Source organism: Labilibaculum sp. K2S (assembly GCF_030372765.1).
Taxonomy (GTDB): domain Bacteria; phylum Bacteroidota; class Bacteroidia; order Bacteroidales; family Marinifilaceae; genus Labilibaculum.
In genome coordinates, this window is the sequence record NZ_JAUCMW010000008.1 from 72,844 (window position 1) to 87,965 (window position 15,122).

Sequence of the window (15,122 nt, forward strand, 5' to 3'; positions counted from 1 at the left end):
ACCTTGTTGATCAATTTAATCAGGCCACAGATATTCATGAGGAGTTTAGCAGTAGTTTTTTTTACAATTGTTTTATTTACTAATTTTGCTTTTGGTCAGAAATTGGTAAAACCATTTCAAACTCATAACCAAAGCCCTTTGGTTCATTTTTTTGGGATTCCGACCAACCTAGGAGGCTCCATTCTCGAGAAAAATACATTTTGGTTCGGTAACTACTTCAATATAGCCAATAACGCTACAAGTGCTCAAATAAATGAAGAAGCCATTTACCTGGATGGAGAGATGTATAGAAATGAACTATTTCTAAGTTATGGTTTGCTTTCTAAATTGGACGTTGGTGTCGTCATTCCAATAGTTAAGCATTCAAGTGGGGTTATGGATTCTTTTATTAGTGATTGGCACGATGCGTTTAACTTACCAGGGAAATCGAGGAAAGTTATGCCTGCATACAGTTTAAATTACTTTTTCATGGAAGAAGAGGAGATCGTTTTCGAAATGAATGAAAGTAAACTTAGTTTTGGTGATATTAGTGTTTCTTTGGGCACACCCATTATACAAAATCCAAACCACGATCTCTCATTTCGCACTTTTGTGAAGTTGCCAATTGGAAATAAAACAAATTTGGTGGGTAGTGGAACCAGTGATTTAGGATTCCAGATAACAGGGATGCTTAATTCAACTCCTGAAAGGAAAGAGTTTTCCTTTTACTATTCGGGAGGTTATGTACGAATTGGCAAAGGAGCATTACTGGAAAATAAAGTAACCAGCAATGTTGGTTTTGGAAGTTTTGGTCTGGCCTTTAATGCGAATGATAATTGGTATTTAAAGTCTCAACTCGATTTCCATACGAGTTTGTACGAAAAATCATATACTAAACAATTAGGAAAAGCATCTGCACAATTAGTTCTTGGACTGGATTATTTTGTTGCAAATGATTTAGCTGTTTCGATCGCCTTTGTTGAGGATATCATTGTTAATACAGCACCTGATTTTGTTCTTCAGGTGGGAATATCATATCAGTTTTAATATTTATAAAGCAAATATTATGAGTTTAATTGGCAATATTATTTGGATAATTTTCGGAGGAATATTCATTTTCTTAGAATATATTATCTGTGGTTTTTTAATGTGTTTAACTATCGTTGGTATTCCTTTCGGATTGAAAATTATTCAGTTGTCAGTGCTGGGGCTCGCTCCTTTCGGACAAAGAGTTGAGTACAACGAACACGCCGGGGGATGCTTAAGTATTCTTTTAAATGTAATCTGGATTTTTATTGGAGGATTGTGGATTGCTGTAACTCATTTGTTATTTGCACTGATATTTACCATCACAATAATTGGAATTCCCTTTGCAGTTCAGCATGTTAAGTTAGCAGGTTTTGCATTAACTCCATTTGGAAAAAGTATTCGTTAGTGTCTGTTAAAAATACAAACATCTATAAAAAAGAAGAATCCTGACCGAGAGGTCAGGATTTTCACAAAATACTTAAACAACAAACACTAACATAAACGTTCCTTAACGCGTATGTCAACAAAAGTGAAAAAAATAATTGGGATAAAAAAGTGTTTTGTGAGCTATAAGACTCAAATTATCAAATATTTCCATCGAAATCGTTTGTGTATCTCTTATTTATTTTTAATATAAATATCGAAAGGTCTTTTCCGCCCTAAAAAAAGAAATTGCTCCACGTGGAACATCTATGAATTCATTTTCAGATACTTTAAGAAAATGAAAAATAAAATTGTCATATATTTGCCAATTCTAATACACTAATTTACTTGATTTGAATCCTCTTAAAAAGCTTGCCGGAGAAACAGTAATTTATGGAGTCAGTTCCATATTGGGACGATTACTTAATTGGTTGTTGGTGCCACTGTATACGAGTTTATTTATTCCTGAAGATTATGGGATTGTTACGAATCTCATGTCATATGTTGCCATATTGCTGGTTGTTTTAACTTATGGCATGGAAACGGGTTATTTTCGGTTTGCAAGTCAAGAAAAGGAGGGTAACATTATCTTTTCAACAGGTTTTATTTCTTTAATTGCAACAAGCATTTTGTTCTGGATTATTATTGCAGGTTTTTTAAATCCGTTATCTGTTTTTTTCGAAATTCCTGAAAACAAGAGTTTTATTATATTTCTTGCACTCACATTGGGGTTTGATGCCATAACAGCTTTGCCATTTGCAAAATTGCGCAAGGAAAACAGAGCGGTTCGTTATGCCGGACTAAAGCTGATCAACATTGGTGTCAACTTGGGAATAAACCTCTTCTTTTTACTATTATGTCCTTGGATTCACAATAACTTTCCCGAAATACCAATCACAATAATATGGAATCCTGAATTTGGAATAGGCTATATTTTTCTGGCCATATTTGTTTCCAGCTTCATAAATTTACTACTACTGTTTCCGGATATTTTAAAGGTTCAACTAAAGTTAGATAAGAAATTACTCCTTAAAATACTTACCTATTCTTCACCCATCTTAGTGGTAAGTATATGTGGAACACTCAATATCAATTTGGATAAAATGATTATGCCGGAGTTGATTCCTGAATCACAAAACCCTTTGTACCAAACAGGAATTTATGGCGCGAATTACAAGCTTGCTGTAATCATGACTCTATTCATTCAGGCTTTTCGGTATTCGTTTGAGCCATTTTTCTTCTCACAGGCAAAAGAGCAGAGCTCAAAGCAGGTGTATGCTGATGTATTGAAATATTTCGTAATACTTGGACTTATTATTTTTCTTGGGGTGATGTTCTACCTGGATATTGTAAAGATCTTAATTGATTCCCGTTATCATGAAGGATTGGGAATTGTACCTTATGTACTCTTGGCGAATTTATTTTTTGGTATATTCTTCTCTTTATCTTTGTGGTACAAGCTAACCGACAGAACCCGGTTTGGCGCCTATATTGCTATTATTGGGGTGATAATCACTGTGGTTTTAAATGTTATTCTTGTGCCGATATTCGGGTATATGGGTGCTGCCTATTCAGTTCTTGCCTGCTTTTTGGTAATAACTGTAATATCCTACATAGCAGGTCAAAAATACTATCCGGTTCCTTACGATTTAAAGGGAATTCTTTTTTATATGTTGCTTGCAACAACAATTTTTGCAATCAGTACTTATTTAAATCCAGAAAACCAATGGCTGAAAATGGCCGAAAAAACGCCATTGTTATTGCTTTTTATGATTGTATTTGTTCAAAAAGAGCGATTGTGGAGTTCTTTAGGAAAGATGGTTGGTATAAACAGAAAAAGGAAATAATCAAGATCTATTATCAACCTTTCATAAGAGTTTTGAAAAATGTATCTTAGCCATTCGAAAAAAAATGAAATATTCTTCAAGCAATTGTCATTCATATGAAACACCCATGCCAAAGTGATTTTGCCCCACGGGAAAATGATTATTTCAGCATGGTAAGTTCAATCTGACCATAAAATAATAAACAGATGAAAGTAAAAATCGTTAACAAATCGAAGCACGACTTGCCTAAATACAGCACAGAATTATCTGCAGGTATGGATCTTAGAGCAAATCTGGACGAACCTATATTATTGGAATCATTGGAGCGTAAATTAATAAAAACAGGATTGTTTATTGAATTACCCGCCGGATACGAAGCTCAAATTCGTCCGCGTTCAGGTATGGCTCTAAAGGAAGGGATTACCGTATTAAATACACCAGGAACTATTGATGCTGATTACCGAGGTGAAATAGGTGTAATTCTTGCAAATCTTTCCAATCGTGTTGTGGAGATAAAAGATGGTGATCGAATTTGCCAAATGGTTGTTGCTACACATGAAACAGTAAGTTGGGAACCAGTTGAAGACCTGGAGACATCAGAAAGAGGTGCCGGAGGATTCGGGCATACAGGAAAATCCTAATGCGTTAAAAATTATTAATTTGGATCAAAACAAATTGTAAAAAGGTACATTTGATCCGTTTTTTAGTTATTTTACAATTCACTACTACTAGATATTTTAACAGATGAAAATAATTGTTCCAATGGCAGGAATGGGGAAACGCATGCGTCCTCATACTTTAACGGTTCCAAAACCTTTAATTCCAATTGCAGGCAAGCCTATTGTTCAGCGTCTTGTTGAGGAAATTGCAAAAGTTTCCGACGAGGCAATTGATGAAATAGCATTCATCATTGGTGATTTTGGCAAGGAAGTTGAAGAAAGATTATGCGGTATTGCTAAAAATATTGGCGCTAAAGCCAGCATTTATTATCAGGAAGAAGCACTGGGAACAGCTCATGCTATTTATTGTGCTGCACCTTCTTTATCCGATAAGGTTGTTGTTGCTTTCGCAGATACTTTGTTTAAAGCAGATTTTATTTTGGATGCCGAGGCAGACAGTGTGATATGGGTACAAAAAGTTGAGGATCCATCTGCTTTTGGGGTTGTTAAAATTGATGATAAGAACAACATTACGGATTTTATTGAGAAGCCAAAAGATTTCGTATCTGATTTAGCAATCATTGGAATTTACTATTTTAAAGATGGTGATAATCTGCGGGATGAATTGGAATACCTGATGAAAAATAAGGTGCTTGTAAATGGTGAATATCAACTTACAAATGCCTTGGAAAATATGAAGAACAAAGGACTTTCTTTTAAACCAGGACAAGTTATAGAATGGATGGATTGTGGAAATAAGGATGCAACCGTTCATACAAATCAAAGAATATTGGAATACCACAGGAATGATGATTTGGTTTGTCCTTCGTCTTCATCTGAAAATTCCATTATTATTCCTCCATGTTACATTGGAGAAAATGTAAAAATTAAGAATTCGGTAATTGGGCCTCATGTTTCGGTAGGTGCAAATACGACAGTAAGTAATACTTTGGTTCGCAATTCAATCATTCAGCGCAACTCAAATCTTGAAAACTTAAACCTTGAAAATTCTATGATAGGTAATTATGTTGATGTTCAGGGGGAAGTTTCGGAATGGAATGTTGGAGATTTTGCGACCTTCTCAAAATAAAGACAGATGAAGGTGGGATGTAAATTTTGGATGGCAATTCTTATCGGTTGTTTGGTGTCAGGCTCTGTGTTAGCAGGAGGAATTGCGCCAATGCCTAAAAAAGAGATAGTACAGAAAGAAGTAAAGTTAACAGAGGCGCAAAAATTAGAGTTTGATTTTGCTTTTGCAGAGGCAACGAAGGCTGTTTTGCTGCAGGAGTTGGATAAAGGACTTTCTTTGTATGCAACTTGCCTTAAAATTGATCCGTCGAGCGCTGTTGTTCGTTACGAATTGGCAAATATTTATATGAGTCAGGAAGATTTTGGCAACGCATTGGAGCTTTCCAGAGCGGCTGTTTCATTGCAGCCATTAAATATCTGGTACCAAATTCAGCTTGCAAATATTTACCAAAAAAAGGGGATGATGGATCAGGCTTGTGCTGTGTACGATGATTTGGTAAAATTGCATCCGGAACGAAACGACTTTTATTATTTACAAGCTGCGATATTTGCCTCAGTAGAAAAATTTGACGAAGCCATAGAAGTCTATAATCGTTTAGAGAAAAAAGAGGGAATACAGGAAGGAATTTCGTTAGAAAAAGAGCGTTTGTATCTTGCTGCAGGGAACAGAAAAATGGCCTATTCCGAAATTCAGAAACTGATTAAAAAGAATCCTTATCGGGCTGATTTCTATGGAATGTTAGCTGATCTGTATACGGAGGATAATGACGAAGCTAAAGCTTTTGAACAGTACGAAAAGATCTTGAAAATTGATCCGGAAAATGGTTTGGTTCATTTTTATTTAGCGGATTTCTATCGAAGAAAAGGCGAAATTGAAAAAAGTAACGCCTCTCTTACAAAAGCTTTCAGCAATCCAGAAATTGAAGCGGATCAAAAAATTCAATTTTTGATCTCCATTCTGATGAATGGAAATAAAGAAGGCATGTCTGATGAGTATTTGAAAGAATTGTTGGACATATTGGTCGAAGTTCATCCGGGACAAGTAAGAGTACATGCACTTTATGCTGATTTTCTTAGAAAAAGAAAAGATAATGAAGGTGCACGGTATCACTTAAGGAAAGTACTTGAAGAGGAAAAAACAAATTATGTAGTTTGGGAAGAACTGCTTTTGATAGACAATGAAATGTTGGATTTTGAAAGTATGTTTAATGAAAGTTCTGAGGCTTTAAAATATTTCCCGAGTCAACCTCTTTTATACATTTTCAAAGGCGTTGCGGCAGCTCAAAAACAAGAGTACAAAGCAGCAATTGAAACATTGGAAGAGGGTTTTTCTTACATTGGGGAAAATGTAAAATTACGGGTTCAGTTTCAATCTTATTTAGGGGATGCTTACTATCAAATGGGCGATGCAAAAAAAGCATTTAAAGCCTATGATGAGGTATTGCTGTTCGATCCGCAAAATGTAATTGTGTTAAACAATTACAGCTATTATCTGTCAGTTAAAGGGCAAGAACTTGAAAAAGCAAAAAAAATGAGTTCTCTTTGCATCAAACTCGAAGCAGAAAACTCTACTTATCTGGATACTCATGGATGGGTTTTATATCGAATGGGTGAATTTAAGGATGCTAAAAATGCTTTGGAAAAAGCTTTGGAATTCGGAGGAGGAGAATCGGCTGTAATTGTGGAGCATTATGGTGATGTTCTTTTTCGTTTAGGGGATAATGAAAAAGCTCTTGCAGAATGGAAAAAAGCAATTGAAATAGGTGAAGGGTCAGAGTATTTGGCCGAAAAAATAAAGACAGGTAGTATTCCTGAAGAAGAAGAGAAGCAACAAAATGAGCAATAGAAAATATTCAAAAACTGTTGTAAGGGCTCTGATCGTTATCATTGCCCTTTTTCAGTTTTCCTGTAAATCATTTTATGAATTAGGAGTTGAGAAGGCAAAGCCAATATCCGACAATAGACTATATAATTCACTAATAGATAGTAGTTTAAGCTATAAAAGTATATACGTGAAACGCTTTTCGGCAAGCTTTTCGGTTGATGGAATAAGCAAAAGTTTTAAAGGTTCTATTAAAATAGAAAAAGATAGTATTATTTGGATCGATATTACTGCCTCGGTTGGAATACCGGTAGCTCGACTGCTCATTACACCTGATTCTGTAAAAATGATCGACCGGATTAAGAAAACTTATTTTATTGATGACTTTGGATTCTTCTTGGATAAACTAAATATGGATTTGGATTTTTATTCTTTCCAAAGCATCCTTACCAATTCAATTTTTAAAGCAGATAATGAAGAGAAAGAAAAGGCTTTTATCCGATCTTTTAATGGAAAAATAATCGACAATAAGTACGTCTTTATATCAGATAAAGCAAGAAAGATTGATCGGAAATTAAAGAAGGATAAGCTGGAAAGATTAAGTAGGTTTAACTATCAAAGAGTGGATATTGATCCTTCTCTAATGAGAATTACAGATGTATTAGTAAAAGAATTTGATGTCGCGAGAGACATAACTATTAAGTATCGGGATTTCACAGTTTTTGAAAACAGGATGTTCCCTAAACGATTGGTTTTTGAAGTAAAGGATCCAAAACATTTATTATCTTGTAACATTAAATTTAATAAGGTAACATTTAGTGAAGATCTTCGGTTTTCGTTTACAATACCGGACAAATACGATCAAATTTATCCATAAAACCACTATGGGAATTAGCAAATTAACGTTTAATAAATTATTTATTTTAGTAATTGCTCTTCTGTTTTTAACATCAGTTGATGCTTTTTCTCAGCACGATATTTCTACTCTTAAGAAAAGAAAGGAGCAGAATGCTAAAGACATAGCATATACCAACAATCTTCTCACCAACACGTTGAAGAATAAGAATGTAACATTGGGACAATTGAACCTTCTGAATCAAAGAATAAAGGCCAGACAAGCTTTGATTCTGTCCATTGAAAATGAAATTTCTTATATTAATTCTCAGATTGGTGAAATTAATGCTGATGTAAAGGGGTTGGAAGATGAGTTGAATAAACTGAAGCAACAGTACGCAAAGGTGATTCAATACGCATACAAACAAAGAAATTCACATGAAAAACTGATGTTTTTATTGTCATCGAAAGATTTTAACCAAGCTTATAAACGATATAAGTATCTTCAGCAATTTTCGGAATACAGCAAAGAACAAGGCAAACAGATTGGCTCCAAAAAAGATTCACTGAACGCAAATTTGCTGCGTTTAAAAAAGGCAAAGAGCGAAAAAGTTGTTTTGTTATCCGATAGAACAAAGGAAAACCAGAGCTTATCTCAAGAGAAATCTCAACAATCGGCACTTGTCTCGAAATTACAGCAACGTGAGAAACAGCTTAGGGATGATTTAAGAAAACAACAGCGGTATACTGAAAAACTTGAGAAAGAAATTCAGAAAATTATTGAAAGTCAGGCTAAACTAGCAGCTAAGAAAAACAATGGAGGGGGAAAATTCGGCTTAACTCCAGAGGAAAAGATACTTTCAGAATCATTTGATCAAAATAAGGGAAAGCTTCCCTGGCCAACAAAAACAGGTTTTATATCTGAAAAATTTGGAGAACACAAACATGCAGTACTTAAGCATGTTAATGTTCGAAACGATGGTATAAATATTACGACTGACAACAATGCAGAATGTCGCTCTATTTTTAAAGGGGAAGTTACACATATTCTTTCCATGCCTGGTCTTAATAATGTGATCATTATTCGTCATGGTGAGTTTTTCTCAGTTTATTCAAACCTTTCTTCAGTTACTGTAAAGAAAGGTGATATGGTTACTTCTAAAGAGAAAATAGGTGTAGTATATACCGATCAGGCTCAAAGCCAAACTGTTCTTAAATTCCAACTATGGAAAGGGAGTACGAAATTGGATCCGTCTTTGTGGTTGTATCGGAATTAACTCTTTTACGTAGTAGTTGGTATGGGTTCTAGTCAGGAAATTTTTATCAAAAAATTAGATCGATTTATTCGAAAATACTACCAAAATCAACTGCTAAGAGGTTTGATTTTGAGTATTGTTCTGATTTTGTCCTATTTCTTGATTGTCTCGTATACAGAATACTTACTGTATTTTTCAGTTTCGGTTCGAACATTTCTCGCCATTTTTTCTGTACTGTTTTTTTCGTTAATGATCGTGAAACTAATTATTTTACCGATAATTGGTTTGCTCCAGATTGGGAAAAGAATAAGCTACAGGCAAGCTATTAGTATCATTACTCAATATTTTCCAGATTTGCAGGATAAGTTGATTAATACATTGGAACTTAGCGAGCTTTCAGTTAAAAGTAATTCTTTCGGCGACTCTCTTTTAATGGCCAGTATCAACCAAAGAATGGAATCCATTCGATTGATTCCTTTTAGAAAAGCGATATCATTTAAATCAAATCTTAGCTATCTAAAATACCTTGTAATCGTATTTATTGCGATTGTTGGAACTTACATTGTCTTGCCGGATATGTACTCGAGCAGTGCGAATCGTCTGGTTCATTTTAGGAAGGAATATATCGCTCCAGCCGACTTTAAATTTATGGTAAATCAAGATGCCATGAAAGTGGTTCGAGGCTCGGATTTCTATCTGGAAGTGCAAACAGAAGGTAAATATGTGCCAGTTGATGTCTATCTGGTTTCTGAAGGGAATCAGTTCCTTTTAAAAAAGAAAGGAAGCAATAGTTTCAGCTATCTTTTCAGGAATGTAAATAGAGAAGTAAGCTTCTTTTTAAAGGCCGGAAAAATAACATCATTAACCTATCAGCTTGAGATGTTGTTAAAACCGGGAATTAAGTCTTTTGAGCTTTCCGTAAAGTCACCATCTTACACAAAGATACCAGAAAGAAAAGAGCAAAATTTAGGTGATATTAGTGTGCCTGAAGGATCTTTATTAGAATGGACGATTGAGGGGGAAGACGCCGATTCAGTTCAACTTGTTTTTACTGATTCTCTAAATCAGACCAATTCAAAAACGAAAGACAATACCTTCTTTTTTTCTAAAACGATCTTTCAGAAAAATAACTACCAAATTTATGTTGGTAATGAGCATTTTAAAAAACAGCTTTTTGCCAATTATACTATTGATATAATACCAGATCTTTATCCGCAGATTCAGGTGTCAGCCATACAAGATACTTTATTGGCTGCAGCCTACTATTTTAAAGGTATTTTAAAGGATGATTATGGGTTTTCGAAATTACGGTTTTGTTATTTAATTAATGATCAGGAACCCGTTTACATTCCTCTAAACATGAATTGGAATCTTAGTTCTCAGGAGTTTTATTATGCCTTCGATTTTGCAAATGTTGATGTAAGCGAAGGAAGTCATGTACAATATTATTTTGAAGTTTTCGATAATGATGGAATTAATAAGCCAAAAATGTCTCGTTCCCGGCAATTTTCTTTATTAGTTCCTGATTCGAAGCAGTTGTACGATTTAAATACAAGTATGCAGGATAGTATCTCGAATCGAATCGAAAAAGGAATTGATCTGAGTCAATCCATACAGGAAGATATAAAGCGTATGCAGAAAAATATGTTGGATGGCACCGGAGACAAATGGCAACAGCAGCAAATGTTTCAGCAAATCGATTCTAAAAAGAAACAATTGGATGAGTTGTTAAATAATATCAAGCAAGAGAATGCGAAAAAAAATCAATTGTCAAATTCTTTGGGCCAAAAAGATTCTTTACTAATCGAAAAGCAAAAGCAAATTGAAAAGCTTCTTGAAAATGTAATGGATGATGAGTTACAAAAATTGTTTGAAGAATTTAACAAATTGGCTGAAGATTTCAAATCGGAAGATTTAAATAAGCTTGGGAACCAATTAAATATGTCGTTTGATGATTTTCAGAAACAAATGGATCGTAACCTGAGTTTACTGGAACGATATGATATTGAGGCTCGTATGAATAAAATTATCGACAGAATCGATAAAATTGCCGATAGTCAGGAGGAAATTAGTGACCTAGGGCACAAGCAGGAGGAAAAAATGAATTCTCAGCAAGTTGAGGAAAGTCAAAAATGGGATGATTTGAAAAAAGATCTCGAAAATCTTCTCGAAAAAAATTCAGGCATTAGTGATCCTTATCAATTTCAAAATCCTTCCGAAGATCTTCAGTCGATTTCTGAGATGATGAAAGAATCAAAAAACTTTTTAGAAGAAGGTAAAAATTCCAAGGCTTCAAAAAATATGAAAGCAACTTCTAAAAAACAAAAAGCACTTGCTCAGAAGTTGAATCATAATCTTTCAAAAAGTGTAAGTGCCCAACTTACCGTTGATATCGATAATTTAATTCACCTGATGAATAACCTTATGGAGTTTTCATTTCAGCAGGAAGCCGTATTGACCGATTACAAAGCTGTGGATTATCGAAATCCTTTATTTGTTAAAATGATTGAAGAGCAGGGGGGATTAAAAGAAGAGTATTTATTAATTCGGGATTCCTTGCTTTCTCTTTCATCACATTCGCCTCAGGTTGCGGCTTTACTGGGAAATAGAATTTTCGATATTAGTAATTATCTCGATCAGGTTCTTGATGAAGCTAACAATAGAAGAAAAATTCAAGCCAATATTACACAACAAAAAGTCCTGACGGAAGTTAATGAGTTATCACTGTTTCTTTCGGAAGCATTAAAGCAACTCATGGAACAAATGGCGAATGCTATGCCAGGCGATCAAATTGGCGATCAAAAAGGAGGAAAGCCATCATTTGCCGGTATGCAATCCGAGCAGCAATCCTTAAAAAAGATGTTGGAGGAGATGATTCAGGAAATGAAATCAGGAAATGGTAAAAATAATTCTAAAGAAAAATTAGGTGAGTTTTTACAAAGACAGGAAATGTTTCAACAAAATTTGAGTGAAATTCTTCAGGAAGGTGGTGTTGGAGATGAGACAGAGAATATATTACGTGAAATAATGAAAATGATTGACCAAACGCAATCGGACATATCTAATTTTTCCATAAATTCGAATACAATTAATAGGCAAAACAGAATAATTTCTCGTTTGTTGGAAGCAGAAAACGCTCATAGAGAGAAAGATTTTGATGAAAAAAGAGAGAGTAATTCTGGAAATATTATTAAATTGAGTAACCCTAAAGAAATATTTGAGTATAAAAGAATACGAACAGATTTTGAAGGTGTTTTCGATGACTCTTATGTAAAAATGCTTGACTACTATAATAAATTATATTTGGATTACATGATCAAAATAAATAATGACTAAATCAGAAAAATTGCTAATCTTTCCATCCGAATTAGAGAATATAAGCAGAGTTGAAAAACTCATAGATGAAATTTCTTCATCTCATAACCTTAGTTCTGAAATTTACGGGAAAATTTCAGTTGCCCTCATTGAAGCTGTCAATAATGCGATCTTGCATGGCAACCAACTAGACGTAACTAAAAAGGTGAAAGTTGAATACAATATTGATAACGAATCGATTAGTTTCATTGTTTGGGATGAAGGTAAAGGATTCGATTTTTCTAATATTCCTGATCCTACACTTCCTGAAAATTTAGAGAAGACACATGGACGGGGAATTTTTCTAATGAATCACCTGGCTGATGATATTGAATTTGGAGAGAATGGTGCTATAGTAGAAATGAAATTTATTTTTGGATAAAAAATGTTGATTACTTACGATACGTGTGAAGCTAGTATTCCCGCGATTGATCAGAAGCGTTTAAGCGAATGGATCAATCGCGTTGTTGTTAATAATAGTTTCGAAATAGGAGAGATAAATTACTATTTCTGCTCTGATAATTACCTGCTTGAAATGAATCGGGAACACTTAAATCACGATTACTTTACGGATATCATTACTTTTGATTATACTGTTGCTGACATTATATCAGGAGATTTATTTATAAGTGTTGATACTGTTCTTGATAATGCTAAAGAGTACGGATGCGAATATCTTCAGGAATTGCATCGTGTAATGATTCATGGAGTCCTTCATTTAATGGGAATTGATGATAAAACTGATGAGGATCAGGAAATAATGACCCAAAAGGAAGACGAATCATTAGCATTACTTTCCGATATTGATTAAATTTGTGAAATTTTTTTAGTTTATTGATCTGAATTCCAGATGATTAACATGGGTGATCCCATTATAGTTAATTGGTTTTCAGTTATATAGATATAATAATTACCTTTGCACGAATAAGAATAACGAATATAAATATCTTTTATTGTATGTTGCCAAAGTATGATGTTATAGTAGTGGGTGCCGGTCATGCCGGATGTGAGGCGGCAACAGCTGCGGCAAACCTTGGATCTTCGGTTCTTTTGGTTACTATGGATATGAATAAAATTGCTCAAATGTCATGTAATCCAGCTATTGGAGGAATTGCAAAGGGGCAAATTGTTCGTGAATTAGATGCTTTGGGCGGTTTTACAGGAATAGTTACCGACCGTTCATCCATTCAATTCCGCATGCTTAATCGTTCTAAAGGACCTGCTATGTGGAGTCCAAGATCACAATGCGATAGAATGATTTTCTCTTCGGAATGGAGAAAGATTGTTGAAAATACAAATAATTTGGACATGTGGCAGGATGCCGTTGTACAAGTAATTATAGAGAATGGGAAAGCCGTTGGTGTGACTACCAAATTGGGAATTGACATTACTGCAAAATCGGTAATATTAACCAATGGAACCTTCCTTAACGGATTAATGCACATTGGGAGCAAGCAGGAAAAGGGGGGGCGAACAGCAGAACCAGCATCTGTAGGAATTAGTGAACAATTAAAAAGTATCGGGTTTGAAGTTGGGAGAATGAAAACCGGAACACCTGCACGTTTAGATGGCAGAAGTATCGATTTTTCCGTGATGAAAAGACAGGATGGAGAAGAAGGCTTTTATCAATTTTCGTATCTGACAGATCATGTAGATCGTATTCTTACTCAGAGACCATGTTATATTACATATACAAATCCGGAAGTTCACGATAGTCTTAGAGAAGGGTTTGAAGAATCTCCAATGTACAATGGAACAATTCAGAGTACTGGTCCGAGATATTGTCCGAGTATAGAATCCAAGTTGTCAACTTTTGCTGAGAAGCAGGAACATTTGCTTTTTTTAGAGCCGGAAGGGGAGCACACTCACGAGTATTATATCAATGGATTTTCATCAAGTCTTCCTTGGGATGTTCAGCTAAAAGCGCTTCAAAAAGTTCCTGGATTGGAAAATGTGAAAATGTACCGTCCGGGATATGCAATCGAATATGACTATTTTGATCCAACTCAACTTCATCATACTTTGGAAACGAAACTGGTTTCAAATTTATTTTTTGCAGGCCAGATTAATGGTACAACCGGATATGAAGAAGCCGGGGCACAAGGGATGATGGCAGGAATAAATGCTGGTTTATTGGTACAAGGAAAAGAGGCTTTCACACTGAATAGAGATGAAGCTTATATTGGTGTTTTAATTGACGATTTGGTAACTAAAGGTGTTGATGAGCCTTACCGAATGTTTACTTCGAGAGCCGAATACCGAATTTTATTAAGACAGGATGATGCAGATTTACGCTTAAGTCCTAAGGCTTTTAAATTAGGATTAGTGGGACAAAAGCGAATTGACTTACTGGAGGAGAAAATTGAGTTTAGAGATAAATTAGTTACCTTTTGTAAAGAGTTTAGTTGCAAACCAAAATTTTTAAATCCGGTACTGGAGAAATTAGGAACGGCGCCATTAAAACAGGGCGTTAAATTATACGATATTATTCTTCGTCCACAGGTTCAGATTAATGATTTACTGGAAGATATTATCCCTTTAAAGGAAGTGGTGGATTCAATACCAAACAGGAGGGAAGAAATTATTGAAGCCGCTGAGGTTTTAATAAAATATTCGGGTTATATCAATAGAGAAAAATTGATCGCAGAAAAATTAACACGCTTAGAGAATATTAATATAAAAGGCAGATTTGAGTATACAAGTTTGCAATCTATTTCTACTGAGGCAAGACAGAAATTGGATAGAATTCAGCCTCAAACTATTGGTCAGGCATCACGTATATCAGGTGTTTCTCCTAGCGACATTAACGTTCTTTTGGTACTCATGGGACGATAATGTTCCACGTGGAACTAAGGAGTATTTTTAAATAGTTTACTCCTTAAAACGCCCGAAATTGCCTTTTTGCATGTCG

12 protein-coding genes are annotated in these 15,122 nt (G+C 34.8%); all 12 read left to right on the forward strand.

Annotated elements, in window-relative coordinates; translation table 11 throughout:
* Nucleotides 1–36: 36 nt before the first annotated feature.
* The 12 genes from QUH73_RS11115 (at nucleotide 37) to mnmG (ending at nucleotide 15,046) form a co-directional block, all read left to right on the forward strand.
* On the forward strand, nucleotides 37–1,026 hold the full coding sequence (locus QUH73_RS11115; protein ID WP_289530510.1) for a DUF3187 family protein: 990 nt from the start codon (nucleotides 37–39) through the stop codon (nucleotides 1,024–1,026).
* Nucleotides 1,027–1,045: 19 nt separating this feature from the next.
* Entirely contained in the window at nucleotides 1,046–1,414 is a 369-nt protein-coding gene (locus tag QUH73_RS11120; RefSeq protein ID WP_289530511.1) for a YccF domain-containing protein, read from the forward strand.
* Between the two features lie 370 nt (nucleotides 1,415–1,784).
* Nucleotides 1,785–3,278, forward strand: a complete 1,494-nt coding sequence (locus tag QUH73_RS11125) for a lipopolysaccharide biosynthesis protein (RefSeq protein WP_289530512.1) — start codon at nucleotides 1,785–1,787, stop codon at nucleotides 3,276–3,278.
* A gap of 185 nt (nucleotides 3,279–3,463) precedes the next feature.
* Nucleotides 3,464–3,898 (forward strand): dUTP diphosphatase, encoded by a 435-nt coding sequence (dut, locus tag QUH73_RS11130; RefSeq protein ID WP_289530513.1) that lies wholly within the window; start codon nucleotides 3,464–3,466, stop codon nucleotides 3,896–3,898.
* Nucleotides 3,899–4,001: 103 nt separating this feature from the next.
* A complete protein-coding gene (locus QUH73_RS11135; protein WP_289530514.1) occupies nucleotides 4,002–5,006 on the forward strand; it encodes a sugar phosphate nucleotidyltransferase in 1,005 nt (334 codons plus the stop codon).
* A 6-nt stretch (nucleotides 5,007–5,012) separates the two neighbouring features.
* A complete protein-coding gene (locus QUH73_RS11140) occupies nucleotides 5,013–6,791 on the forward strand; it encodes a tetratricopeptide repeat protein (RefSeq protein WP_289530515.1) in 1,779 nt (592 codons plus the stop codon).
* Nucleotides 6,781–7,644 (forward strand): DUF4292 domain-containing protein, encoded by an 864-nt coding sequence (locus tag QUH73_RS11145; RefSeq protein ID WP_289530516.1) that lies wholly within the window; start codon nucleotides 6,781–6,783, stop codon nucleotides 7,642–7,644. The genes QUH73_RS11140 and QUH73_RS11145 overlap by 11 nt, the downstream gene beginning before the upstream one ends.
* A gap of 7 nt (nucleotides 7,645–7,651) precedes the next feature.
* Nucleotides 7,652–8,878, forward strand: a complete 1,227-nt coding sequence (locus QUH73_RS11150) for a murein hydrolase activator EnvC family protein (RefSeq protein ID WP_289530517.1) — start codon at nucleotides 7,652–7,654, stop codon at nucleotides 8,876–8,878.
* A 228-nt stretch (nucleotides 8,879–9,106) separates the two neighbouring features.
* Nucleotides 9,107–12,193: a DUF4175 family protein gene (locus tag QUH73_RS11155; protein WP_289530518.1), complete on the forward strand. Its 3,087-nt coding sequence runs from the start codon at nucleotides 9,107–9,109 to the stop codon at nucleotides 12,191–12,193.
* On the forward strand, nucleotides 12,186–12,593 hold the full coding sequence (locus QUH73_RS11160; protein ID WP_289530519.1) for an ATP-binding protein: 408 nt from the start codon (nucleotides 12,186–12,188) through the stop codon (nucleotides 12,591–12,593). Before QUH73_RS11155 ends, QUH73_RS11160 begins: the two co-directional genes overlap by 8 nt.
* Before the next feature lie 3 nt (nucleotides 12,594–12,596).
* Nucleotides 12,597–13,022, forward strand: coding sequence for an rRNA maturation RNase YbeY (gene ybeY, locus QUH73_RS11165; RefSeq protein WP_289530520.1), 426 nt, complete (start codon nucleotides 12,597–12,599; stop codon nucleotides 13,020–13,022).
* 146 nt (nucleotides 13,023–13,168) lie between these two features.
* Complete coding sequence (gene mnmG / locus QUH73_RS11170; RefSeq protein WP_289530521.1) at nucleotides 13,169–15,046, forward strand: tRNA uridine-5-carboxymethylaminomethyl(34) synthesis enzyme MnmG; 1,878 nt, start codon at nucleotides 13,169–13,171, stop codon at nucleotides 15,044–15,046.
* The last annotated feature ends 76 nt before the right edge of the window (nucleotides 15,047–15,122 follow it).

Coding starts and splice junctions, on each gene's coding strand:
- QUH73_RS11115 (WP_289530510.1), top strand. CDS start 37: ATGAGGAGTTTAGCAGTAGTTTTTTTTACAATTGTTTTATTTACTAAT.
- QUH73_RS11120 (WP_289530511.1), top strand. CDS start 1,046: ATGAGTTTAATTGGCAATATTATTTGGATAATTTTCGGAGGAATATTC.
- dut (WP_289530513.1), top strand. CDS start 3,464: ATGAAAGTAAAAATCGTTAACAAATCGAAGCACGACTTGCCTAAATAC.
- QUH73_RS11135 (WP_289530514.1), top strand. CDS start 4,002: ATGAAAATAATTGTTCCAATGGCAGGAATGGGGAAACGCATGCGTCCT.
- QUH73_RS11140 (WP_289530515.1), top strand. CDS start 5,013: ATGAAGGTGGGATGTAAATTTTGGATGGCAATTCTTATCGGTTGTTTG.
- QUH73_RS11145 (WP_289530516.1), top strand. CDS start 6,781: ATGAGCAATAGAAAATATTCAAAAACTGTTGTAAGGGCTCTGATCGTT.
- QUH73_RS11150 (WP_289530517.1), top strand. CDS start 7,652: ATGGGAATTAGCAAATTAACGTTTAATAAATTATTTATTTTAGTAATT.
- QUH73_RS11155 (WP_289530518.1), top strand. CDS start 9,107: ATGATCGTGAAACTAATTATTTTACCGATAATTGGTTTGCTCCAGATT.
- QUH73_RS11160 (WP_289530519.1), top strand. CDS start 12,186: ATGACTAAATCAGAAAAATTGCTAATCTTTCCATCCGAATTAGAGAAT.
- ybeY (WP_289530520.1), top strand. CDS start 12,597: ATGTTGATTACTTACGATACGTGTGAAGCTAGTATTCCCGCGATTGAT.
- mnmG (WP_289530521.1), top strand. CDS start 13,169: ATGTTGCCAAAGTATGATGTTATAGTAGTGGGTGCCGGTCATGCCGGA.